We start from the raw sequence: 25686 nt of genomic DNA, 5'->3' as shown, positions 1-25686 counted from the left end.
ATGCAATATTCCGCTCCGAAATAGTATACTCTGAGGCTACAAACATGGATGCATGTTATATATTTTGAGAATTAAGTTGGAAACAACAATGCTAAGAGAGCAACTGAAGACTATTTTTAATTTTACTTACTAAGTATGCCGACCATAACAAGTTAAACGCTCCGTGCACTAGGATGAGACCTGCATAGTCTGATTAAATATAGTGGATACCTTCTAATAACGCCATAAAAGAGCAATTAATAACAATTGTTTTTATATTTTATATTATGTTTAGCATTGATAAATGTAGTTTCTTTCCTGTTAATAGATCAAATAACTACTAAAAAGCTTAAAAACGCTGGCAAATAAACATCAGCATCCTCAAATATTAAAGTAGGCCGACATTTTCCTTTAACGCCCGTGATGCTGTCGTAACTGGATTTAAGTAATTTTGGTAGCTTCCTTTTAGTTGTAATATAACTCAAACAAGAGATACTGGACTATAATGATTTGAGATATCAAACTAGTGAAAACTGAAGATCGTTTCGTTCAAGGTAGTCGTACTTGTGCCGGTTTCTAGACACAAGCTATATCTTTCAACTGCTACTCTAGATAACGTTACAACGATTACTGTCTCGAAGACAAAGCAAAAGCCTCTATGGGGTACATTATCAAATTGTGCATCGGCAGAGTTATTGTTCGATCTTTCTTAAGATAGAATACCATCATAACGATACTACGAATTTCGTTAAATCAGCAGATCAACTAGGAAACTACCAATTCGTATAAATTAAAATTTCTTTATTCATTAGATGAAATATACGCAAACGATAAAACCTGATAATAACAAATCTAGTATCGCCAACCTAGAGTGATAAAATAGCATTTAATGTACGGATATACGATTCTTATGGAGAATGTGTGATAATGATTTTTGCCCTCTTTGAGAATGATGTGAGAGCTGTTGCGGACCAGCACTTCCCCATTAAGAATAAGAATACTATCATGATTAGTGTCATATTTGGCTTAAGATTCTTTTGCAAGAAAGTGAACAACCACTCGACTGTAATCCTCACCGCCAATTTACATTTAAATCAATTTGCTGAGCTCACGAATAGAGGACTGTAGGAAATGGGGCTCGACAAACTAAATGTAGATGGTTTTGGCTTCATTGAGAGTTTTGATTCACGTTATCCGACACGAATATTGGAAACTCTCCTGAAAGATCGCTCCAACGATCGAAATATCATATGGGCAGATAACGAATATGAAGATCTCGGTCAGGGATATATGCGCGACGATTGGGTTACTGTTGATAAAATAACAGGTTTCTACTCAGGGGTTATTAAGCCTCGAATTGCAAAAGAAAATAGCCGCCGGTTCCACCGAACCAAGATACATGCTGAAGTGTTTACACCCTCCTGGTTATGTAATCAGATGAACAATGACATTGACGCCGACTGGTTCGGCACTAGGAGCGCCTTCAATGTCGAAAACAAGCAAACTTGGACAACTACTTCGAGTCCGGTATCCTTTCCAAAGAAAAAGGGTCATGGGTGGCACGCATATGTAGAAAGTCCTCGGATAGAAATCGCCTGCGGCGAGGGACCATTTGTATGCTCTCGCTATGATGCTGTTTCGGGTGAGCAATTGCCGGTAGGTAAACGCATCGGATTCCTTGATCGCAAACTGCGCATCGTAACTGAAAAGACGAAGACTCGCAAGGAATGGGTGAATTGGGCACTTACTGCGCTCAAAGCTTCATATGGCTTTGAGTATCAGGGAGACAATCTTCTACTGGCACGTATTAATGTTTTTGAGACATTCTGTGAACACCTGCAAAAGCGTTGGAATACTGCACCAACTACCGAGGAAATGATCGAAGCCGCATATGTCATATCGTGGAATTTCTGGCAGATGAATGGCATAACATGCGCTGCACCAGGCAACAAGATGGATCGGATAGTTCATTCAAAACTCTTCGACTACCGGGAACTCAAGCCTGACTTGATACAACCGCAGCTCTTCGGCTTCGTTGAAAAAACGCTATTCGATCAGAACGCGACTACCCCTAAAAGGTATGCTTCTCCGAAAAAGGTACCTCTGTGCGTTATTTATGATTGGCTAAATAACAAACCAATTGAATTCGCGTCTTTGAAAGGTGGAACTGGTTCCGTGAATAAAAAATTCTATGCTGTAATAGGCAATCCTCCATATCAGGAGGAGTTCAACGATGACGGCAACAGAACATATGCAAAGCCCGTTTACAACGACTTTATGGATGCAGCTGAAGATGTAGCAGACAGGGTCGAACTTATTACGCCGGCGCGATTCTTATTCAACGCTGGCAGTACGCCAAAAGCTTGGAATACTAAAAAGCTAACTGATCCTCACTTTAAAGTTCTTCAGTATGAGGCAGATGCATCCAAGGAATTTCCCAACACTGACATTAAGGGAGGTGTGGCAGTAACTCTCCGTGACCGAACAAAGCTATTTGGTCCAGTAGGGACTTTTATTCCTGATAATAACTTACGTTCTATTTATAAAAAAGTCACTCAAAGCGCCGATTTCGAGACATTAGAAAGAGATGTGCATAGCCGTACAGAATACAGACTCACGGATGCTATGCATAGAGATAATCCATTTGCTCAAGAACGACAGAGCAGCGGACATCTTTACGATATGTCAACAAACATAATTACATTATTACCTGAACTTTTTTCTGATAAAAAGCCCGAAGACAGTCACGAATATATCAAGATTCTAGGTCTTCTGAAGATGAAACGCGTTTATCGCTATATCAGACGTGATTACGTGAACGAACCGGATAGCCTCTTTAAGTGGAAAGTATTTCTTCCCAAATCAAATGGCTCTGGTGCTTTAGACGAAGTTCCTTCCACACCACTAATAGGTCAGCCCTTAATTGGTCAGCCTTCGACAGGCCATACGGAAACGTTTATTAGTATTGGCTGCTTTGAAACAGAACAAGAGGCTCAATCTCTACTCAAATACATCAAGACAAAGTTCGCTCGAGTATTACTCGGCATTCTAAAAACTACACAGGATAATCCTCCAGAAAAGTGGAAGTTCATACCTCTTCAGAACTTCACCATCACTTCTGACATCAATTGGCAACAACCCGTCAGCACGATCAATCAACAGCTTTATTCAAAGTACAAGTTTGATCAAGAGGAAATTAACTTCGTCGAGTCACATGTTAAGGAGATGGATTAGAAATGGCCATCACCGATATCAGCAATTTAGTCAAGTCAACTCGTCCTGCCCTGCCGCAGATATATGCCTACACTACGCCCGGAATCCCCTGCCACGACGGGTGGACCAAAATCGGTTACACCGAGCAGAATATCGAAACGCGAATTGCGCAACAAACGCATACTGCTGACATCGCCTACAGGCTCGAGTGGTATGGCAATGCTACATATGAGGGCACAGGAGAGACCTTCCATGACACAGACTTCCATAGCTATCTGCATAAACTCAAAATAACAAGAAAGTCAGGCACCGAGTGGTTTAAAATAGAACCTGTTCCAGCGCACCAACTTTTCTATGAATTCCGCGATAACCACGGAATCTTGGAAACCCCCACTCCTGTTGGTTATGACTTACGTAATGAGCAGACAAAGGCGTCAAAACAGACAGCTGAATATGCACGTGATCACGAAAATGGGGAGTTCCTTTGGAATGCCAAGCCTCGGTTTGGTAAGACACTTACCAGCTATGATTTATGTAAACGTCTGGGCGCGCAAAAGATACTTATAGTGACTAACCGGCCAGCAATAGCAAACTCCTGGTATGACGACTATGTCAAATTTTTTGGTGCTGAATCTGGATTGTTGTTTATCAGCTCTGTAGATGCTCTACAGGGTAAGCCATATTGCATCACTCGAAAGCAATATTTGGAGAAACTCAACAATGATGGCCCAATAGGTTGTATTGAATTCGTGAGCCTGCAAGATCTCAAGGGAGCTATTGACTTTGGAGGCAAATATGAGAAACTTGCCCATGTTGCCGAGCTCGAATGGGACATACTTATTATTGATGAGGCACATGAGGGTGTAGATACCTTCAAAACTGATGTGGCATTCGACCATATCAAGCGAAAGTTCACTTTGCATCTGTCTGGCACGCCGTTCAAAGCTATAGCTAACGAAAAGTTCCCAGAAGATGCAATATTTAATTGGACTTATGCCGACGAACAGAAAGCAAAGCATGAATGGAACGACGAGGAGCTGCCTAATCCTTATTCAGATCTACCTCGTCTTAATTTGTTCACCTATCAGATGTCCGACATCCTTCAGGATGAAGTGAGACAAGGCATCGAAATCGATGGTGGCACGGTTGACTATGCCTTCGACCTGAACGAATTCTTTGCCACGAAAAACAATGGCCAATTTATTCATGACGCTGAAGTGGACCGATTCCTTGATGCGCTTACTTCACAAAAGAAATTCCCGTTTTCAACGTCTGAACTTCGCGACGAGTTGCGCCATACGTTCTGGATGCTGAGCCGAGTAGACTCCGCTAAAGCTCTAGCAAGAAAGCTCCAAGCACATCCGGTTTTCAAAGACTATGAGATTATACTTGCTGCGGGCGATGGCAGAATCGACGACGAGGATGAGAACGAGAGAGCATTTGATAAGGTACGACAAGCAATAAAATCTAAGGAACGTACTATTACACTTTCAGTCGGGCAATTGACTACTGGGGTGACCATTCCAGAGTGGACTGCTGTCCTCATGCTCTCCAACATGAAAAGTCCTTCGCTATACATGCAGGCTGCCTTTCGAGCACAGAATCCTTGCCTCTTTAACATACACGGTAAGTTCCAACGCAAAAAGAATGCTTATGTCTTCGATTTTGATCCAGCACGAACACTTACCATCTTCGAGGAGTTCGCGAACGACCTGTACACTGACACTGCTTCGGGTGGAGGCACAATTGATGACCGAAAGCAGCGTGTTCGTACCCTTTTGAACTTTTTCCCTGTAATTGGTGAAGACAGCAATGGTGAGATGACTCAGCTCGACGCAGAGCAGGTGCTAACCATACCGCGAAAGATTCGCTCACGCGAGGTAGTGCGTAGAGGCTTCATGAGTGACTTTCTTTTTCAAAACATCAGCAATGTCTTCCATGCACCTGCGGAAGTGCTCGAGGTGCTGCAGAGTTTCGAGCCTTTCAAAGCCCCCAATAAACCGATCAGCATTCAAGAAGATACCGTCGATAGCCTTAATCTTGATGAGAACGGCGAAGTTCGTATTCCTCAGGAAAAAGTTATAGGCCTCGCCAACGACTTGTTTGGCGACAAGGTATACAGCCGTATAGAAGATCAATTAACCGACACAATTGAATCAATCGACATCGGTTCGACGAGTGATTCTGAAGAAGATAGATTCCTGAATCAGCTGCAGGAAGACTTCAAGAACCAGATAACAGAACCTCTTATAGAGGCTGCTAGCAAGAATTACGGTGACAAGTTCAGACCCTCCCAACAGAAGCAGGTAAAACGGCGGATCAAAGCGGATGTGGACATTACATTTAACCGCGAGGTGGGCAACTATACTATTGAAAAGAATCGGATAAATAGAGCTCGCAAAAAAGCTGTCGAGACGGCCCAATCACCGGCGGAGGCTGACCAAATAGATCGTAAGTACCAGGATCAACTCAATGGAATCCGTCAGAACCTTGTGAGCTGTCTCAAGGATTCTCGTGGGCAGTTGGTGAAAAGTGCCGGCGAGACTGTCGTACGGGAAGTTGAAACTTCTCAAAGAGAAGCAGAAAAGCAGAACATCGAGAGCGGTATCCGTGACCACCTGCGCGGTTTCTCACGAACCATTCCGTCATTCCTTATGGCATATGGTGACGAAAACACTTCACTGGCGACATTCGATAAGAACATACCGGCTGACGTCTTCAAAGAAGTAACTAGCGTTAGCATAGAGCAATTTCGAATGTTACGCGACGGCGGCGATGTAACTGACCCTGCAACAGGTAAATTGGTTCACTTCGATGGCCAACTCTTCGATCCAGTCGTCTTCGATGACTCTGTTCGCGAATTCATTAATCTTCGCACAAAGCTCGCCGATTACCTTGACGAGGAACAAGACGAGGATATTTTCGACTATGTGCCCCCACAAAAAACGAATCAGATTTTTACCCCACGCGAGGTTGTCGTGCGGATGGTCAATCAGTTCGAGGAGGAAAATCCCGGATGCTTTGACGATCCTGAACACACGTTTGCAGACCTTTATATGAAATCAGGACTCTACATTACAGAGATCATTAAACGACTTTATAACAGCAGGAAGATGAAAGAGCTCTTCCCCAACAATCGAAAACGGCTGGATCACATCCTTGAACGGCAAGTATTCGGCCTGGCGCCTACAAAAATCATTTATCAGATTGCGACGCATTACATTCTCGGATACAACGATGAGGTCGGTAAGGGTCACGGCGCAAACTTTATCAAGGCCGATGCAGCTGAATTATCCAAGAACGGGCAGCTTGCCGAGTTTGTTGAAAAACAATTTGGGAACAAACTATGAGAAACCTTTTGTGCGTCTCTGCATTTATATGCAAAGTCACGTATAAGACTGAATGGCAAGTCCGCAAAGGGCTTTGTCAGGAGTAAGTAACATTAATCCTATAAGGCCCTTTGGTTGATTCTCGAGGTTCCGAATTCTTAGACCTCCAAAGCTCGCGCTCCCAAGAGCACCTGCTCAGCCGCCATCGGAACGCGTCCCAGGCCATCCAGACCGACATTGAGCAGGTAATTGATGCCGTACTTGTTCAGATGGGCCTTGTAATCGTGAATGGTCTGCGGGCTCTTCCAGTTTTGGTCATGGTACGAGAATCCCCAGGAATCGTTGATGGTTCCGGCTGTCTCATAAAGGCCGAGCTTTGAGGGTTTGAATCCTTCGACGGAATTGTAATCGACATCTTCCACCGAGGTGGCCTTGGCGCTGGCATCCGAATCCTCAGGAATCTCGTTGTCCCCCAACGAGACATAGTCGTATCGTCCGTTACCCAGTCTGGAATTGATCAGACATTCGGGCTGCAGGTTCTTGACCGTCTCGTAGATGGTCTGGCTCTGCTCGTCGCTGAGAGTCATGGGCATGTCGAACCAGGCGACCGATATTTCCCCGTAGTTGCTCATGATCTCTTCGATCTGCGGCATGATCTTGTGCTTGAAGGCCCGATTGTAGTTCTTCTCCCCTGTGAAGTCCCAGCTATTGTCCCAAGTGGTGCCTGCCGTCTCGATATCATTTGACAGGTATCCGCCGCCATCAGGTTCATGCCAATCCAGATCCTGGGAATAGTAAATGCCAAATCGCAGACCAGCCTTGCGGCATGCCAGAGACAGCTCGCCAATTACATCCCTGTGGAATGGCGTCGCATCATAGACATTGTAGGGATCCACCAGTGACCTGTACATGGCGAACCCGTCATGATGCTTTGCGGTGACGACCAGATATTGCATGCCACAGCGCTTTGCCAGGTCGACTATGGCATCGGCATCAAAATAAATCGGGTTGAAAGCTTGGGCCAGGCGTTCGTACTCCTTGTTGGGGATCTGGAGCTTGGATTGGATCCACTCTGCATAATTGCTTGACGACTTCCCCTGGTACTCCCCTGCCAGGAGTGAATAGAGACCCCAGTGGATCATCATGCCGTACTTGGCCTGCTTGAACCATTCCACGGTATCGCTCATTATTATTTACCTCTGTTCTGCTGATTAACACGAAACGTCCGAGCCGGACCTCAATTGGTCAGCTTGCCCCTCCTGACAACGAAAATATCATCAAGGGTCAGGCGCACGTAGCAGACTGCTACACACGTGATCTTGAAGCCGGTTTTTCATGACGAGTATCCAAACCAAGACAAGGAGACAAGGCTGATCGGAACGATCAGGAGGAGGAATGTCAGGTAAGCGAAATTCCAGGAGATGTTGGAAAAGTGCCGCTTCATCAGTGTGGCGGTCGCTAAGACAGCATTGCCGACCGACACCAGAAATGATGTAGATGAGACGCCTGGCATCAAAATCGTGGACCGCCCTTCACTGTATCCCTTTTGACTTCATGAAGGTCCCTTCCTCGGGGCTGTCGTCGCTCTCCCTCCCATTCGCAATGGCGAATGATCGTTTCACTCATGTACTGCAAACAACTAGATTCCATGAACCATCTTGGTCCTCAGGTACTTCGACAGATGATATTTTGTTAGCAGTATATACATAATTAAGAATTGTACATGCCGAAGACGTTACGCCAGTCTGAGTTAACGGAATCTGCCATCCGGCGATCACCAAGTAAATTGTTGGGACCCAGACTTCAAGGCGAACTTACCGCATGTAAGCAAAAGTTGATGCCAGTCAAACTATTAAGAGCACCAATATGACATTAAGCAAAACAAGAAGTATCTCTAATAATTGTCACTGCCGGAAGGCTTGGGAGTTGACAGCTGCCAAGGCCGTGACAGTCTGCCAGCCGCAACGTGAAACCAATAGTGGAATGTTGTTATACAATTGCTGGACAATTGAGTCACAGGCGATTCATGGAAGCGTTGGGTTTCGGCGAGTTCTGTGAAGACGAATCTCTCGGTTGGATTCTTGAAGTGGTCAGCACTCCAGCGGCCAAAAACAAGCACCAGGAATTGTGAGAGGAAAAGCCATGAGCTTGACGAACGACAACAATCCGAGGGTTGAAGTCACAATGATATTTGCTGACTACGAAGACCCAATGGCTGCTGCAGTGGAATGGGCTCAAAGCATCGCTACATCTAGGCGAATAGATCCCCGCAAGAATCAAGTTGTGTTTATCCGTGAACTTAGGCGTGCAGAGCCGAGTCTAAGTCTGAAATCAGTCGTGTATCTTGCCCAGATGACAGCGCGAGATTACCGAACTGAAGGCAACACAGATGGAACAGGCATCAAGAGTCTGCTGGACACCGATCGCAATATTCCATGAGCCCCACCAGTCCCATTCAAGCGAACTGGGCATATGGGTATTCCTCGAAGTCATCTAAGACAATATATTCGGCTCACTGTGATTGAGACTCTTTTGTTTTGGCCTACCTTCTGTCCCAAGAGGATAATGCTCCTCGCCTTCTCCGCTGCTTTGTGGCAATGAGCCGCCTGCCCTCTGACCAGGTGTAACACCAGTATGGCCATACCGTGGTCTTGATGATTCTGATGGTGTTTGCCAGAACGCTTGCGTGGATTGCTGAAGATCTCGGTCCGACTTGGCTTAGAGCGCTTGCCAACCTTACCTACGCATTATTCGGAGCCAATGAAGCATTCCCCAATTGCGCTATACAAGACTTCGAATCATCTCGTGTCTTTCCTGCAGGATTGATCTCATCGGCAATTATGTCGATTTTTGTTTTGCCGCAGCTACTGTAGGTCTATGCCATTGGGCATTCATATAAACCAAAGAATATTGAAATGCGGTCAAAGAAAATACAAGCTGCTGGCCCCAGTACCAACAAGCGCGTCAGCGGCACTGATGTCGGTGTTACTAAAACGGCTAGCACCCCAGAACCCACTACAACTGCGCAGAAGCCAATAATTGAACAGGTTCCAACTAGAGAAGATGCCCCCAATGTACTGTTGGGAATAATTGGGATTTGACTGCCTAATACGGTGCTGCTTCAGCTGATTTATGCTCTGAACATTTGCAATTCTGGCAAGGACTGACATTAAAAACGTTGGCAGTCGCCAACTTTACGTGTAATTAAAGTGTATCGAATGGAACCAAGAAGAGACGCGGAGCGGTTTCGGCCTTCACTTATCGATATCTGGATTGGCAATATCATCCTTAACGGCGTTGAGGGGGTGATATTTACACTGATCTTTCTCGTTATAACCATTTTTTGAAAAACTACGCATATTAGTTCAACAAAGCTCATGACTACCCAGCTAGTACTCGTATTTCTGATCGGTTCCCTGGAAGCCCGAATATATTCATTCAATCAAAAAACAGAATATGGACAATCCTTTAGGGCCAGCGGTGTCATTGAGATTCGTAATTATTACACTGGTTATCACTCCCTCCTATCACAATCTTCATGCTCGGATGGGGGCCATTTTCATGGCTCTTAATTCTTGTGTTCATTACGGGTATCTTAGCCAGCGAATTACTATTCCCAGCACCGGCAGCTTCAAAAAAGAAGGAACGATGATTATGAGAATAACTACCATTTATTATTCTTGACTATTTAGTCAAATAATGCTATCTTGGCGTGCATGGGTCGCAAGAGAAGTTTCGATGATGATGAGGTACTTGCCCGTGCCCGCGAGGTTTTCCTGGAGCATGGCTATGAGGGCACGTCGATTGATGCTCTCGTCAAGGCCACGGGTCTGCTCCGGGGCAGTCTCTACGGTGCCTTCGGCAGCAAGCGTGGCATGTTCGTGGCTGCGCTCCGTGATGCAACGGATTCGGAGTCGCACGATTCAGGAGTGCTCAATCTGGTATTGGTGGCACTCATGGAGCTGTCGGATCATGATCTAGAGGTTCGCAGACTGGTCAGGGATTACCTTGTAAAGCTGTCCAGCTCAGGATCTGACGATACCAATGCTGTGACCGTTGATGTCGCCACGCTCCTTGGCGAGACGCTGCTGCAGCGTGCACATATTCGGTTTCAGTCTGATAATGAAAGAAGCAAGTCATGAACAACAAGGTGGCAATTGTCGGGCGGACGCTGGAAGTTGAACCGCAGGGCTTGGATAAGATGTGGTCGTTCAAGGGGAAACTGGTGGTGCCGCTCGAGCATGTTCTCGGTGCCAGCGAGGATCCGGGCATTCTTGATGATACCAAGGGGCTGCGTGCGCCCGGCCTTCATGTCCCCGGTAAATGGGCTGGCACATACATTGAGCATGGGGAAAAGACATTCTGGAATGTCACCAGACCTGAAATTCCCATTGTCATTCAACTCAAGGACGAGCACTATGACCGGCTTGTGCTCGGGGTGGAGCAACCCCGCGAGCTGGTCAACCGGATCAATTCGGCCATAACAAAGCAATAAACAATGAATTGCAGCAACTGAGTTCTTCTATCGACTATCGACATTCAATAGCCCAAGAACCAATAAATGCGACGACATGCCATATGACCGTACTGTCTTTGGACGTATGGCCATATGGCATGTCGGCCCGGATGCTCACTCCCACTCGATGGTTGCCGGAGGCTTGGAGGTGCAATCCAGGACCACGCGGTTGATGCCCGGGCACTCGTTGGTAATGCGCGTGGAGATGGTGGCCAGCACGTCGTAGGGCAGACGGGTCCAGTCGGCAGTCATGGCATCCTCGGAAGAGACCGGACGCAGCACGATCGGCGAACCATAGGTACGCTCGTCGCCCTGCACACCTACTGAATGCACATTGGCCAGCAGCACGACCGGGCACTGCCAGATCTGCCGATCCAGCCCGGCCTTGGACAACTCTTCGCGAGCGATGGCGTCGGCCTCACGCAGGGTCTCCAAACGTTCGCGGGTGATCTCCCCGATGATGCGGATGCCCAGACCGGGGCCCGGGAAGGGCTGACGCCAGACAATCTGGTCAGGCAGGCCCAGTTCGGTGCCGATGGCCCGGACCTCGTCCTTGAAGAGGGTGCGCAGGGGCTCGATCAGCTTGAACTTGACGTCCTTGGGCAGACCACCCACGTTGTGGTGGGACTTGATATTGGCCGCTCCGTCTCCGCCGCCCGACTCGACCACGTCGGGGTAGAGCGTGCCCTGCACCAGGAACTTGACCTCCTTGCCGGTCTTGCCGGCCTCCTCAATCACCTGACGCTGGGCCTTTTCAAAGGTGCGGATGAACTTCTCCCCGATGATCTTGCGCTTGCGCTCGGGCTCGGAAACGCCCTTGAGGGCGGTCAGGAAGTCCTGCGAGGCATCCACGGCGATCAGCTTGATGCCAGTGGCGGCAACAAAATCATGCTTGACCTGCTCGGCTTCCCCCTTGCGCAAGAGCCCATGATCCACGAAGACGCAGGTCAGCTGGTCGCCGACGGCCCTGTGGACCAGAGCAGCCGCCACAGCTGAATCGACGCCGCCCGACAGGCCGCAGATGACCTGGTCGTCACCCACCGTGCTACGGATCTTCTCCACCTGCTGCTCGATGATGCCCGAGGCGTTCCAGTCCGACGGCAGTCCGGCACACTGATGCAGGAAGCGGTCAATCATGTCCTGCCCCAGAGGGGTGTTGGTCACCTCAGGATGCCACTGGACCCCGTACAGTCCACGGGAAGGATCCTGCATGGCCGCCACCGGAGCACCCTCGGTATGCGCCAAAACCTCAAAGCCTTCGGGCGCACGGTTGACGGCGACGCCATGGCTCATCCATACATCCTGCCGCGCCGGCGAATCCTGCAGTATTCCCTTGGCGCTGTCGATGAAGGCCTCGGTCTTGCCGTACTCCCCCAGGGCCGCCTTGTCCACCTCGCCGCCCAGCTCATGGGCCATGACCTGGAAGCCGTAGCAGATGCCCAGCACGGGCACCCCCGCCTCGAAAATCCTCTTGTCGATGGTCGGCGCCCCGTCCACGTAGACGGAGGCCGGTCCGCCGGAGAGGATGACCGCCTTTGGATCCTTGGCCAGCATCTGATCCAGGCTCATCGAATGAGGCACCAGCTCGGAGTAGACCCCCGCCTCCCTGACTCGACGAGCGATCAGCTGGGCGTACTGCGCACCGAAATCGACCACCAGGACGGGACCCTGTGCCATAAGACTCCTTATATATATATGTATGCTGTATCTGCCACGGATGTCCGGGAGCGACGATTCAACGCTCGCGGACAAGTCCAGTATGGTTGCAGTTTTCGACAATGCTACCGTCATTGAGCCCTCATCGGCACCCCCGGCGGAAATTCATGTCTGCAAGCAGACAATTCTCTCGCATTTTCTCACAAGAGCGAACACACACTGCAAGAAAACGTTCAGAAAAGTCTGCTCGTTCACGTACCATGTAGGCATTGGGTACGAACCCGACGGATGCCTGAAATGACACCGTACGAGCCCGTAACCGAAGTAAATAAACAATCGCACTATAGTGCAGGAGTACACATGACGAATCCTGTTATCGGCACCCCTTGGGCGAAGCTGGAGACCCCAATCGCCGAGGAGACCCTCGAGGCCGTCGACAAGTATTGGCGGGCGGCCAACTATCTTTCCATCGGACAGATTTATCTTCGCAGCAACCCCCTGATGAAGGAGCCCTTCACCCGGGAGGATGTCAAGCATCGTCTGGTCGGCCACTGGGGCACCACCCCCGGCCTGAACTTCCTGCTGGGCCATATCAACCGTCTGATCGCCGACCATCAGCAGAACACCGTTATCATCATGGGCCCCGGCCACGGCGGCCCCGCCGGCACCTCGCAGTCCTACCTGGATGGCACGTACAGCGAGTACTACCCCAAGATCACCAACGATGAGGCCGGCCTGCAGAAGTTCTTCCGCCAGTTCTCCTACCCGGGCGGCATCCCCTCCCACTTCGCGCCTGAGACCCCCGGGTCCATCCACGAGGGCGGCGAGCTGGGCTATGCCCTCTCCCACGCCTACGGCGCCATCATGAACAACCCCAGCCTCTTCGTGCCCTGCATCGTGGGTGACGGCGAGGCCGAGACCGGCCCTCTGGCCACCGGCTGGCAGTCCAACAAGCTGGTCAACCCCCGCACCGACGGCATCGTCCTGCCCATTCTGCACCTGAACGGCTACAAGATCGCCAACCCGACCATCCTCTCGCGCATCTCCGACGAGGAGCTGCATGAGTACTTCCATGGCATGGGCTATGAGCCCTTCGAGTTCGTTGCAGGGTTCGACGACGAGGACCATCTGTCCATCCACCGCCGCTTCGCCGACATGCTGGAGACCGTCTTCGACAAGATCTGCGACATCAAGGCCCGGGCCGAAACCGACGACATGACCCGTCCCTTCTACCCCATGATCATCTTCCGCACCCCCAAGGGCTGGACCTGCCCCAAGTTCATCGACGGCAAGAAGACCGAGGGATCCTGGCGCGCCCACCAGGTGCCGCTGACCTCCGCCCGCGACACCGAGGCCCACTTCCAGATCCTCAAGAACTGGCTGGCCTCCTACAAGCCCGAGGAGCTCTTCGACGAGAAGGGCACCCTGCGTCCCGAGGTCACCAGCTTCATGCCCAAGGGCGACCTGCGCATCGGCGAGAACCCCAACGCCAACGGCGGGCGTCTGCTCAAGCCGCTGGAGCTGCCCGACATCCACGACTACGAGATCGACATCAAGAAGCACGGCCATGGCTGGGGCGCCACCGAGGCCACCCGCGTCCTGGGCTACTACACCCGCGACGTACTGGCTAAGAACCCCACCGACTTCCGCATCTTCGGACCTGACGAGACGGCCTCCAACCGTCTGGCCGCCGCCTATGAGGTGACCAACAAGCAGTGGGATGCCGACTACCTGTCGGAGCTGACCGACGAGCACATGGCCCACACCGGCCAGGTCATCGAACAGCTCTCCGAGCACCAGATGGAAGGCTTCCTGGAGGGCTACCTGCTGACCGGGCGCCACGGCATCTGGAGCTCCTACGAGTCCTTCGTGCACGTCATCGACTCCATGATCAACCAGCACGCCAAGTGGCTGGAGGCCACCGTCCGCGAGATCCCGTGGCGCAAGCCCATCGCCGGACTGAACCTCCTGGTCACCTCGCACGTCTGGCGTCAGGACCACAACGGGTTCTCCCACCAGGATCCCGGCTTCGTCGACATCCTGCTGAACAAGAACTTCAACAACGATCATGTGGTCAACATCTACTTCCCCGCCGATGCCAACATGCTGCTGAACGTGGGCGAGCGTTGCTACAAGTCGACCAACTGCATCAACGCCATCTTCGCCGGCAAGCAGCCCGCCGCCACCTACCAGAGCGTGGACGAGGCCGCCGCCGAGTTGGAGAAGGGGGCCGCCCGCTGGGATTGGGCCTCCAACGCCAAGAATGCCGAGGATGCTGATGTCGTCATCGCCACCGCAGGCGACATCCCCACCCAGGAGGCCCTGGCCGCCGACGACATGCTGCAGAAGCTGGGCGTGAAGGTCCAGTTCGTCAACGTGGTCGACCTGTTGAAGATCCAGGACACCGAGGAGAACGATCAGGCCCTGTCCGACGAGGAGTTCACCGAGCTCTTCAGCAAGGACAAGCCGGTCCTGTTCGCCTTCCACGCCTACCCCGGCTCCATCTACCGCCTGATCCACGGACGTCCCAACCACGACAACTTCTCCGTGCACGGCTACGAGGAGCAGGGCTCCACCACCACGCCGTTCGACATGGTGCGCGTCAACAACATGGATCGTTGGTGCCTGGCCGCCTCCGCCCTGAAGCTGGTGGATGCCGGCAAGTACGCCGACCAGATCGACAAGTGGACCAAGTTCCGCGACGAGGCCTTCCAGTTCGCCGTGGACAAGGGCTACGACCACCCCGATTACACCGATTGGGTCTGGCCCGATGCCAACCGCGCCGGACAGGAGACCATCTCCGCCACCGCCGCGACCGCCGGAGACAACGAGTGATACGCTGATCCGACCCTGAAACCGCCCGTCATGCGCAGCCCGCATGGCGGGCGGTTTCTGTATACTGGACAAGGTTGTGAACAAAGCAGTCATCAAGGCAACCAATTCCGGACAGGAGAAGACACAGTGAGTCTTGCAAGCATCACCATCATCAGCCCCGAAGCCGCCAACGGCCGCAACGTCGTGGCCTACGGCCTGACCAAGGCCTTGAGCGCCAAAGCCAAAACGGCCGTATTCAGACCAATCGCCTGCAGGAAGCACCCATTGACCCCGGAACTGGTTGCGGCCAGCTCTTTCCCCGATACAGATCCGGAAATCTGCCGCGGCAAGTGCCCCTGTCACGCTACTGAGGACCCCATGCAGACCCGGGCCGATGTCCTCAACGCCTATGACGAGCTGGTGGATGCCGCCCATCCCGAGCGTGTCCTGATTGTGGGCAGCGATGCCTCGAAACTCTTCGACCCCGGCCTGTTCGCTCTGAATGCACAGATCGCCGCCGACCTGAGGTCCCCGGTCATGCTGGCCGTCTGCACCATCGGCAGGGAACCCGGCCAGGTCATGAAGACCGTGGCCGCCTGCCGCAGGACCATCGAGGCCCAAGGAGCCGTGCTTGCCGGAGTCTTCATCACCGGATGCCAGCCTGAACAGAAGGCGCCTCTTACCCAGGCCTTCCAGGAGTATGATCTGCCGACCTGGACCGTCTCCAAGATGGACTTCGACACGGATCCGTCCGCCGAGCAGGCCCGCCAGGCCACCAGCCAGACATTCCAGCAGGAGGTGGACGTCGACCAGGTGCTGAAGGCCGCCGAAGCCGCCAGGCCCAAGGCCACCACGCCTGTGGCCTTCCAGAATGATCTGTTGGCCAAGGCCAAGGCCGACAAGAAGACCATCGTCCTGCCGGAGGGCGGTGAGGACCGCATCCTCAAGGCGGCCGACTACCTGCTGGCCCGCAACATCGTCGACCTGATCATCGTGGGCGACAAGGATTCCATTCTGGCGCGGGGCAAGGAGCTTGGCCTCAACCACCTGGACAAGGCCTCCTTCCAGCCCATGGACGACGAGCAGGTGCTGGCACCCATGGTCGATCGCCTCTGCCAGCTGCGTGCCAAGAAGGGCATGACCCCGGAGCAGGCGCGTAAGCAGCTGGCGGATCCTTCATACTTCGGCACCATGCTGGTCGTCCTGGGCAAGGCCGACGGCCTGGTGTCCGGCTCCATCAACTCCACAGCCAACACGGTCCGCCCAGCCCTGCAGGTGATCAAGACCAAGCCGGGCGCCTCGCTGGTCTCCGGAGCCTTCCTCATGTGCTTCCCCGACCATGTGGCGGTCTTCGCCGACTGCGCCATCAACCTCAACCCATCGTCCGAGCAGCTGGCCGACATCGCCATCCAGTCGGCCCAAACCGCTCGCTCCTTCGGCGTGGACCCGCGCGTGGGCATGCTCTCCTACTCCACCCTGGGATCAGGCAAGGGCCCGGATGTGGACCTGGTCGAAGAGGCCACCCGCCTGGCCAAGGAGAAGGCGCCGGACCTGCCCATCGTGGGCCCCATCCAGTTCGACGCGGCCTGGTCCCCCACTGTGGCAGCCACCAAGGCCAAGGGTGATCCGGTTGCCGGGAAGGTCAACGTCTTCGTCTTCCCCAGCCTGAGCGCCGGAAACATCGGCTACAAGGCCGTACAGCGAACCTCGGGCGCCCTGGCCATCGGACCGGTCCTGCAGGGTCTGAACAAGCCGGTCAACGACCTCTCCCGCGGCGCCCTGGTGGCCGACATCATCAACACCGTGGCCCTGACCGCCGTCGAGGCCCAGGACTGATCAGCGTCCCCGAAACGTCCCTATAAACCTCAGGGGCTGTTGCTGGTTCCTATCTGCAAAACGGATCCGGCAGCGGCCCCAAAACCATGTCGGCCCGGCAATATACCGCGCCTTGTAAGGGCCGACGAGTAATCTTGAAGACTGATTGAGGAGCGCAGGCTCTATACAAGCACATCAGGAGGATGCCCCAATGGCGAAAACCGTCCTAGTCATCAATTCGGGTTCAAGCTCGATCAAGTACCAGCTGGTCGATCTGGAGACCAGCCAGAGCTTGGCCTCGGGTCTGGTCGAGAAGATCGGCGAGCCCACCGACGGCCATTACAAGCACGAGGTCAACGGCGAGAAGCATGAGCTTGAGGAGCCCATCCACGATCATGAGGTCGGGCTCAAGCGTGTCCTGGGCTTCTTCAAGGAGTATGGCCCTGATCTGGACAAGGCCGGCATCATCGCCGTAGGCCACCGTGTCGTCCAGGGTGGAGCCATCTTCCCCAAGCCCGCCCTCCTGACCAAGAAGACCCTGAGCCAGGTCAAGGATCTGGCCGTGTTGGCCCCCCTGCACAATGGACCCGAGGCTGAGGGCGCCGAGGTCATGAGCCGGCTGATGCCGCAGACCCCCCAGGTCTTCGTCTTCGACTCCTCCTTCTTCTTCGAACTGCCCAAGAAGGCCTCCACCTACGCCCTCAACAAGGACATCGCCAAGCAGTACCACATCCGTCGCTACGGCGCCCACGGCACCAGCCATCAGTATGTGGGCCAGCTGGTTCCCGGCCTGCTGGGCAAGCCTGCGGAAGGTCTGCGGCAGATCGTCCTACACATCGGCAACGGGGCTTCCGCTTCGGCGCAGGTTTCCGGACATCCCGTCGAGACCTCCATGGGCCTGACCCCTCTGGAGGGCCTGGTCATGGGCGGCCGTACCGGCGACATCGACCCTGCCGTTGTCTTCCACCTGATCCGCAACGCCCACATGAGCGTGGATGAGCTGGACACCCTCTTCAACAAGCGTTCCGGCATGACCGGCCTGACCGGCCATGGCGACATGCGTGAGGTCCATAAGCTGATCGCCGAGGGCGATGAGGACGCCAAGCTGGCCCTGGACATCTACATCCACCGCATTGTCGGCTACATCGGCAATTACACGGCCCAGATGGGCGGCCTGGATGCCATCACCTTCACGGCCGGCGTGGGCGAGAACGATGAAATCGTGCGCCGCCGGGTCATCGAGCAGTTGGAGCCCTTCGGCGTGAAGCTGGACCAGGAGAAGAACGACCAGCGCTCCAAGGAGGCCCGGATCATTTCCACCCCCGACAGCACGGTCGCCGTCTGCGTCATCCCCACCAACGAGGAGCTCTCCATCGCGCGTCAGGCCGAGGTCGTCGCCAGCCAGGGCGACGCCTACGGCAACAAGTTCCAGGCCTGACCGCTGACCCGACCTCTTCTATCATCTCAATCCGATTGGTGGTTGAATGGTGGATGATTGAGATTCGGGTTTGGTCCTAAGGATTTGGCCTTAAGAACCAAATAGGCCGGTGACCACATACTGTGGTTGCCGGCCTTCTTCTATATGTCAGTCACCCAGGGCCTCCAAGGCCTCCTTGTGCAGAAGACCGTTGCTGGCAAGACCATTGCCTCCCCAGGGACCCGGGTTGCCTGCCAGATCGGTGAAGCTGCCCCCTGCCTCGGTCACTATGGGGACCAGGGCACCCATGTCGTAGAGGTCCAGCTCCGGCTCGGCCGCCAGATCGATGGCACCCTGGGCCAGGAGCATGTACTGCCAGAAGTCGCCGAATCCGCGCAGACGCCAGATCCGGTCAGTCAGGTCGAGAAGCCGATCCCGGCGGCCTATGGCCTTCCAACCGGTCAGCGATGACAAGGACATGGAGGCGTCCTCCATCCGGTCCACTCCTGATACGTGGATGGCCTTGGGAGCTTCACCCTGGCGCGCCATGTAGGCTCCCTGACCCTGAGCGGCGTACCAGCGGGTGCCCAGCATGGGGGCCGATACCGCACCGACCACCATCTGATGGTCTGCCTCCAAGCCGATCAGGGTCGCCCATACCGGGACCCCGCGCACATAGTTCTTGGTCCCGTCAATGGGATCGATGATCCACCGCCTGCCGTTGGACTCCTGCTTTCCCAGCTCCTCGGCGTAGATGGTATCGTTCGGCCTAGCCCGGGCCAGCACGCGACGGATCACCGCCTCCGCCTCCCTGTCAGCCTGGGTGACCGGAGTATTGTCCGCCTTGCGTTCCACGTGAAGATCCGGCGACTTGAAGTAGCCCATGGTGACCTGATCCGCCTGGTCGGTCATGGCGATGGCCAGGTCCAGATCCTCCTGCCAGTTCTGCCCTTCAGCCTCAATGCTCATAACTCGGCTCCTTTCGCTCGAATCGCTCTGGCTCAGCCTTGGCCCTCACCTGCCAGCATCCGCTTCCACATACCCGGGAAGTCGGGCATGGTCTTGGCCGTCGTGCCGATGTTGCGAACCCGGATGCCAGGTATCTTGAGCCCAACCATGGCTGCGAAAGTAGCCATTCGATGGTCGGCATAGGTCTCCATAACAGCCCCGTGCATACTCTGAACAGGCACAGGCTCGATGTCTAGACCATCATCCAGTTCACTGGCTCGGCCGCCTATCCTGGTGATTTCCATGGCTAGCGCCTTCAGCCGGTTGGTCTCATGACCACGCAGGTGGCCGATGCCGTGCAGGCGGCTGGGGCAGTCGGCAAAGACCAGGATGGCCGCAATAGAGGGCACGATCTCCCCTGCCGGGGACAGATCGAAGTCGCCGAGTCCATGGATGGCTTCCCCGCCGGTCACCCTGCAGGTGGCGCTGCCCTGCCCGTCGGGAACCATCTCCACCTTCGCGCCCGTAGTCTCCAGATACTTGGGCAACAAGCCGCCTGGCTGGGTGGTCCGGTCTGGCCAGTTGGGTACGCTGACTTGTCCGCCTCCTATCAGGGCCGCTCCTAGGAAGGGAGCAGCATTCGACAGGTCGGGCTCCACCTGGACCCGATCGGGCAGCTGCGTCCCAGCAGATCCCCTTCCTTTGACGCTCCACCTGCAGCGGTCGGGATTGGCCTGGACCTGGACTCCGGCCTGACGCAGGTCCTCAACGGTCATGGCAATGTGTGGAAGGCTGGGAAGATGTAGGCCAGAGTGGACGATGGTCATAGTGCCCTCAGATCTGGCAGCCAGGAGCAGGAGGCCGGAAATGAACTGCGAGGATGCCGAGGAGTCTATGGTCACTTCCCTGCCCACCAGGCAATCCGGCGGTGTGAGCACAAAGGGCAGGAAGCCCTCCTGGCCCAGGTACTCGATTCTGGCCCCAAGCTGGGTCAGGCCGTCCAACAAAGGCCTCATTGGGCGCCGATAGGCCTGCTGGTCTCCGTCGAAGTGGGTGGGACCATCAGCCAACATGGCCAGGCCCGGCACGAAGCGCATAACGGTTCCAGCCAGCCCGCAGTCCACCCGGGCACCGCCACGGAAACGCCCGCCCGCCGGTGGGATGACGGTCACATCCGTGGGGTTACCCGAATCAACCCGGCAGTCCACACCAAGGGCCTCCAAGGCTCCAATCATCAGATCGGTATCACGCGACCTGAGCAGACCGGTCAGCCTGACAGGGCAGCTTCCCAGGGCCGCCAAAATCAGATACCTGTTCGAGAGGGACTTGCTTCCCGGTATTGTCACCGTTGCATCCAAGGGCCCATCGGCCTGCGGTGCCGCCCATGTCTCTTCCGCTGTCATGGTAACCATGGTAACCGCAGGCGCAGAGCTGTTCCCACTCCCTGTTCACCCGCCAAGGGTCCAGCAGGGACCTGGCCCTGTGCTATATTGATACACTGTGCTCATACGTTGATGCTTATGAGCGCCGGGCTATAGCGCAGCTTGGTAGCGCGCCTGCTTTGGGTGCAGGATGTCGCCGGTTCAAATCCGGCTAGCCCGACTTTAGCCTTCGTCCCATTTCGGGAGTCGGATCCTTGGCGTTCATGCCCAGCAATCCCGTAATGAAAATCACGAGAGCCAGAAGGCCCGTCAAGCTCGCATAAATGGACATGGTGATGGCGATGCCGACCAGATTGCCCAGCGTCAGAAAGACCATCTGCCCCAGAGGCGCCCCTATCATCATGACAGTCTGTACCACTCCCATAGTTGCAGCCAGGTGGTCCTCACCCACTGTGCTGATGAGCATGGTCATGAACCGAGGGTTGATCTTGCCCAAAAGATAGTTCATGACCAGGAGCGGGAGGAACAGCAGGGTAGGCATGTGCAGCCATACCAGGTTGATCCCTACCATGGCGGCTGCGGCCATGACTCCGGTCAGCAGATGGGCTATGGGCAGCCGTCGGAGCGGATCTGCGGCAAGGAGTGCACCAAGGATGAGTCCCAGGGAGTAGATGCCGTTGACGACGGCTATGGTCGTGCCGTAGCTTCCCCACCAGACCCCGGGCATGGAAATCAGCCCCAGATTGAGCAGGGGCTGCAGAGCCGTCCCCAGAAGGTTGACCAGGCAGCCGAAGCCCACAATCAGAATCAGGAAGGTAGAGCTGTGGAACTCCCCCAAGGTCACGCGGAGACTGGATGCCAGGCCCGAAGGCTTGTCCGCCGGTGAACCATTGCTCGCAACCTCAACCCTCGTGAATTCCCGATAGCCGATGGCCACCAGAATCCCCGCCAGAAGGAAGGTGGCGGCGTTGATCAGCGCAAATACAGCGAATCTGTTGCCCAGGAGGGCAATCAACACTGCGCCTCCGCCTGCACTGATGACGGCCGCAACACTGGAGGCGGCCGAAGTGATCGAAGTAGCCTGGTGAAGCTGGCCAGGCAGGACCAGATGTTTGAGGACAGGCATCCACAGACTGCCTGCATACCCCTCCAGCATGGAGGATGCCATGTCCATGGCTACCAACAGCAGAAAGACAGGCAGGCTCTTGGACCTGCCAATCGTCATGGCCATGACAAGATAGACACATACCTGAATCAGCTTGATCACCAGCTGCATCCGCGTCTTGTGCACGGTCCTGTCGGCCAGGTATCCGGTCAGGATGGCCGTCAGGGCTGGAGCCACCCAGGCCATTGAGGCTATGGAGACAGCCAGTCCGGCGAAGGGCATGGTCTGGGCATAGACGATGAAGACGATGTTGAAGAGCTCGCCTCCGACCGTATTCAACAGACTGGCCAGAACCATGGTCACGAAAGGCTTGTTCTTCAGAAGCTCCTGCATGGTCAGCCGCCGATCAGGGCAGTTCGATCTTCATGAGGGTCCGATGAAGCAGCCACCATGCCGGCAGGGAGGCCAGAAAGATGATCAGAAGCAGCAGAGCAGACAGTAGCGGGGATTGGGAGAGCAAGTTGCCCACTACAGCGTCCAGCAGGAGCAGGACCGCGAACATGATGGGCAGCGAACGCTTCCAGAAGCCTATAGAGAGGGCGATGCCAACCAACCCCACCAGTCCGGCAAGGCTGGTAACCAGCATGAGGAGAACCTGTTCAAGCAGACTGCTTGGCGAGCCCGTTCCAAGCGAACCCACAAGACGGTCGATCAGTAGCATGACGGTCAGGGTGATGGCCGTCCCAGCCAAGTAGGAGAGCGCAGTGAAGAGGCCGACGAAGATCAACTTGGCCAGCAGGATTCGGCTCCGCGATATGGGCAATGAGAGGGTGAGCGCCAGGTTTCTCCCCGTATAGGGCTCAATGAAGACCAGGTTGCAGAGGGCAGCAGCCACCAGGGAAAAGCCCACCAGAAGGATGACCATGGCCATCTGCAGCACGAAGGCCAGGCTTGACAACCGAGGATCTGACCGTCCGCTAGTGTGGCCAATGGCCAGGAACATGCCTCCGATGGCCAAGGCTGCGGCCACTACTGCCAGTCCTCCGAAGATACAGGGCCATAGCCTGGTCTTTTTCAGTTCTAATTTCAGCAGCGTCTTCATATCAGCCCTCCATGGCCTTGACCAGGGTTCGCTCGGCGACCTCCTGGCCCTGATTGAGGAGCTCCGGCACGCTGGCCCGCAGGCTGACTCTGCCGTCCGCCACGACCATCACGTGGTCGGCCGTGCGCAACACTTCGGAGAGAATGTGGCTGGAAAAGAGGATTGCACTCCCCTGGGCTGCCAGGCTGCGCAGGCTATCTCGCAGCTGTCCGATGGCCACAGGGTCCAGTCCGTTGAGCGGCTCGTCCAGTAGGTAAAGGTCAGGATGATGGCCCATGCACCTGGCCAGGGCCAGCCTCTGCCTCATGCCCATGGAATACCTGCCGACAGGCGTGGCTGAATCGGCAGTCAATCCGACGTTCTCCAAGAGTTGGCTGATTCCGGCGAAATCAACGGCTCTATGCTCCCCGCTTGCCAACGAATGGTAGGACAGGTCGATCTCCAGGTTCTGCCTGGCACTGAGGGACTCATAAAATACGGGCTCGTTGATGGACACCCCCATCCTTGCCAAACTGCCCGGGTAGCCTTCGCTGAGAGGTTTCTCCAGAAAACGGACCTGTCCGCCGGCAGGTCTCTGCATTCCGGTCAGAATCTTCAACAGCGTGGACTTACCAACCCCGTTGGCACCTAGCAAGCCCAGAATCTCGCCCTGCCCCAGGGTCAAATCCAGTCCGGACAGCACCTCCCTGCCGTCAAACACTTGGACAATTCCGTCCGCCTTCAGCACCTGCATAAAACTCCTTTCAAAAATACCGATGGTATGTTTGGTGGAAACAAAAAACATTACTCGTTGAGTGCCCGAATCTTGCTAGTAGACTAAGCCCTCTTGGCCTTAAGATATCTATCGGCTCTAAGAGACCCCTTGATCCTGATTCTTGTCAGATTCCTCTTGCGTGGACTCCCCGCTGGTGGCAGTCAAAGGATTGCTCTTCAGATGTGCGTGCAAATGCACAGCCGCACGAATAACCCGATCATCGACGACAGGCGCCCCTATTCCCTTGAGCATATCGGCCAACAGAGTGAACTTGGAAACTACTTGGTCCCGGGTCATGGTCGAGAACCGGATCCCTATCCACATGTTGAGCAGGATATAGAGCACCTGGGCCAGATCCTCGGGATTGCAAGGGGCAATGGAGCCGTCCTCCACGCCTTCTCGAACGTAGGGGGTGATCACGTCCACAATCCTGTCCATGGATTTCAGGTACATCTCCCCGACCATACGGGGGCTCTTCAACAGGGTTCTGGCTGAAAAGGTGACATCGAGACGCGAGTATGCCGACAGGGAGGCGATAAGCTCATTTCGCAGCTTCTCCAACCCGGTCTCGCCAGGCCAGTCCCCCAGCCAGTCTCCCTGGGAGGAGGACGAGGCCATACGCTCGGTAACTGCGTGGAAAATAGCCGTCTTGGAGGGGAAATGGTAGTAGACCGCCCCCTTGGTCATGCCGCCCAGGCCGTCGACGATGTCCTGGATGCTGGTTCCGTCGTAGCCCTTTTCCAGGAAGAGCCGCTGGGCTACATCGAGGATCTGATTGCGATGTCCTTCGGGATCCTTCGGCGTGCCCATGCAGTGCTCCTCTTCCTGTCAGCGCAACAATGCCTGATCATTCTGACCTGACCATCTTTTCTGACAAGAACCTATCATACCACCGGTATGTTCTACTCGCCCAATCACAGGCGTTGATGCCAGGGACCTTAATCCTTCTGCAGGCGACGGATGGCCTCATGCTGAATGGCCACCACAGCCTTGGCATCTGCGACTCCAGCTGCACAAAGCTCCTGCCAGGAGACCCAGGCCGACTGGATATGCTCACCCGGGTCAAAGTCGGTGGGCCCCTGATGCCAGCGACGCAGATGCATGACCACGATGTGGCCGAGCTCGTCGCTCATCCCCAGAGAGGAGTAGACATCGGGAGCAGCATCGATCCAACCGTCCTCCGGATCCAGGTGGCTTTCTGAGCCCGGCGCACCCTCAGGCCCGGGCACCAGACCGGTCTCCTCACGCAGCTCGCGCAGGACGGCCTTGACCGGGCTCTCCCCCGGGTCGATGAAGCCGGCTGGCAGGCCGAATACGTAGGCCTGGGCGCCCACCCGGTACTCGCGGGTCAGCAGATAGGCATCGGAAGCGCAGTCGTGCACCAGCATGACCACACAGGGGGCGTGACGGATAAGCTGCCGGTCGATGGTTTCCTTGGAACCATCACGCCGGAACATGGCCACCTGCTGCTGGTCAATAACGAATATCGGACCCCGGAAGACCTCCCTGTCATCCACCAGCTCGGGGGCGCGGGTCATATCGATACCCTTGGGTCCCTGACCATCGCGGCCATCCAGTCTGGCGGCCAATCGTGCCTGCAGATCCTGCGCTTCGTCGCTCATGCAATCATTCCTCCTCAACCACCAACCCTCGGCA

The 25686-nt window shown here is 54.7% G+C and carries 17 protein-coding genes and 1 tRNA gene; 9 read left to right on the top strand and 9 right to left on the bottom strand.

Translation table 11 applies throughout. The features are described from left to right. Positions 1 to 1110: 1110 nt before the first annotated feature. Both H3U89_RS07350 and H3U89_RS07345 read left to right on the top strand, forming a co-directional pair. Complete coding sequence (locus H3U89_RS07350; RefSeq protein ID WP_198179804.1) at positions 1111 to 3213, top strand: Eco57I restriction-modification methylase domain-containing protein; 2103 nt, start codon at positions 1111 to 1113, stop codon at positions 3211 to 3213. A gap of 2 nt (positions 3214 to 3215) precedes the next feature. Beyond that, positions 3216 to 6542, top strand: coding sequence for a DEAD/DEAH box helicase family protein (locus H3U89_RS07345; RefSeq protein WP_198179806.1), 3327 nt, complete (start codon positions 3216 to 3218; stop codon positions 6540 to 6542). A 137-nt stretch (positions 6543 to 6679) separates the two neighbouring features. Here the strand turns inward: H3U89_RS07345 and H3U89_RS07340 are convergent, their stop codons facing one another. Continuing rightward, positions 6680 to 7708 (bottom strand): alpha-L-fucosidase, encoded by a 1029-nt coding sequence (locus H3U89_RS07340; protein WP_198179808.1) that lies wholly within the window; start codon positions 7706 to 7708, stop codon positions 6680 to 6682. 955 nt (positions 7709 to 8663) lie between these two features. Between H3U89_RS07340 and H3U89_RS07335 the strand changes: the two genes are divergently transcribed. The 3 genes from H3U89_RS07335 to H3U89_RS07320 all read left to right on the top strand — a co-directional run bounded on the left by H3U89_RS07335 (position 8664) and on the right by H3U89_RS07320 (position 11016). Beyond that, complete coding sequence (locus tag H3U89_RS07335) at positions 8664 to 8960, top strand: hypothetical protein (protein WP_198179810.1); 297 nt, start codon at positions 8664 to 8666, stop codon at positions 8958 to 8960. Between the two features lie 1277 nt (positions 8961 to 10237). Further along, complete coding sequence (locus H3U89_RS07325; protein WP_198179812.1) at positions 10238 to 10663, top strand: TetR/AcrR family transcriptional regulator; 426 nt, start codon at positions 10238 to 10240, stop codon at positions 10661 to 10663. Then, positions 10660 to 11016, top strand: a complete 357-nt coding sequence (locus H3U89_RS07320; protein WP_198179814.1) for a hypothetical protein — start codon at positions 10660 to 10662, stop codon at positions 11014 to 11016. The genes H3U89_RS07325 and H3U89_RS07320 overlap by 4 nt, the downstream gene beginning before the upstream one ends. A 135-nt stretch (positions 11017 to 11151) precedes the next feature. On the opposite strand, the gene guaA is transcribed toward H3U89_RS07320, so the two are convergent. Beyond that, on the bottom strand, positions 11152 to 12714 hold the full coding sequence (gene guaA / locus H3U89_RS07315; protein ID WP_198179816.1) for a glutamine-hydrolyzing GMP synthase: 1563 nt from the start codon (positions 12712 to 12714) through the stop codon (positions 11152 to 11154). Positions 12715 to 13053: 339 nt separating this feature from the next. On the opposite strand from guaA, the gene H3U89_RS07310 reads away from it, so the two are divergent. The 3 genes from H3U89_RS07310 (at position 13054) to H3U89_RS07300 (ending at position 18760) form a co-directional block, all read left to right on the top strand. Next, entirely contained in the window at positions 13054 to 15528 is a 2475-nt protein-coding gene (locus H3U89_RS07310; RefSeq protein WP_045935456.1) for a phosphoketolase, read from the top strand. A gap of 126 nt (positions 15529 to 15654) precedes the next feature. Next, positions 15655 to 17343: a phosphate acetyltransferase gene (gene pta / locus H3U89_RS07305; protein WP_332460541.1), complete on the top strand. Its 1689-nt coding sequence runs from the start codon at positions 15655 to 15657 to the stop codon at positions 17341 to 17343. A 190-nt stretch (positions 17344 to 17533) separates the two neighbouring features. Next, positions 17534 to 18760 (top strand): acetate/propionate family kinase, encoded by a 1227-nt coding sequence (locus tag H3U89_RS07300; RefSeq protein ID WP_046323002.1) that lies wholly within the window; start codon positions 17534 to 17536, stop codon positions 18758 to 18760. A 147-nt stretch (positions 18761 to 18907) separates the two neighbouring features. Here H3U89_RS07300 and hisN read toward each other — a convergent pair whose 3' ends face one another. Together hisN and aroA are read right to left on the bottom strand one after the other, a co-directional pair. Further along, on the bottom strand, positions 18908 to 19708 hold the full coding sequence (hisN, locus tag H3U89_RS07295) for a histidinol-phosphatase (protein ID WP_198179820.1): 801 nt from the start codon (positions 19706 to 19708) through the stop codon (positions 18908 to 18910). Between the two features lie 32 nt (positions 19709 to 19740). After that, positions 19741 to 21099: a 3-phosphoshikimate 1-carboxyvinyltransferase gene (aroA, locus tag H3U89_RS07290; protein WP_198179822.1), complete on the bottom strand. Its 1359-nt coding sequence runs from the start codon at positions 21097 to 21099 to the stop codon at positions 19741 to 19743. A gap of 116 nt (positions 21100 to 21215) precedes the next feature. On the opposite strand from aroA, the gene H3U89_RS07285 reads away from it, so the two are divergent. Continuing rightward, positions 21216 to 21289, top strand: a tRNA-Pro gene (locus H3U89_RS07285). Here the strand turns inward: H3U89_RS07285 and H3U89_RS07280 are convergent. The 5 genes from H3U89_RS07280 to H3U89_RS07260 all read right to left on the bottom strand — a co-directional run bounded on the left by H3U89_RS07280 (position 21281) and on the right by H3U89_RS07260 (position 25652). Next, positions 21281 to 22567 carry an MFS transporter gene (locus H3U89_RS07280; RefSeq protein WP_198179824.1) on the bottom strand — a complete coding sequence of 429 codons (1287 nt, stop codon included), beginning with the start codon at positions 22565 to 22567 and terminating at the stop codon, positions 21281 to 21283. The genes H3U89_RS07285 and H3U89_RS07280 overlap by 9 nt on opposite strands. 13 nt (positions 22568 to 22580) lie before the next feature. Further along, positions 22581 to 23276, bottom strand: a complete 696-nt coding sequence (locus H3U89_RS07275) for an ABC transporter permease (RefSeq protein WP_198179826.1) — start codon at positions 23274 to 23276, stop codon at positions 22581 to 22583. Between the two features lies 1 nt (position 23277). Continuing rightward, positions 23278 to 24009 (bottom strand): ABC transporter ATP-binding protein, encoded by a 732-nt coding sequence (locus H3U89_RS07270; protein WP_198179828.1) that lies wholly within the window; start codon positions 24007 to 24009, stop codon positions 23278 to 23280. Positions 24010 to 24126: 117 nt separating this feature from the next. Beyond that, positions 24127 to 24840: a TetR/AcrR family transcriptional regulator gene (locus tag H3U89_RS07265; RefSeq protein ID WP_198179830.1), complete on the bottom strand. Its 714-nt coding sequence runs from the start codon at positions 24838 to 24840 to the stop codon at positions 24127 to 24129. A gap of 128 nt (positions 24841 to 24968) precedes the next feature. After that, complete coding sequence (locus H3U89_RS07260; RefSeq protein ID WP_198179832.1) at positions 24969 to 25652, bottom strand: NUDIX hydrolase; 684 nt, start codon at positions 25650 to 25652, stop codon at positions 24969 to 24971. Between the last annotated feature and the right edge of the window lie 34 nt (positions 25653 to 25686).

The organism is Bifidobacterium sp. W8104, assembly GCF_016100735.1.
In the GTDB taxonomy this organism is placed as follows: Bacteria; Actinomycetota; Actinomycetes; order Actinomycetales; family Bifidobacteriaceae; genus Bombiscardovia; species Bombiscardovia choladohabitans.
This window is presented reverse-complemented; position numbering and strand designations above follow the sequence as displayed.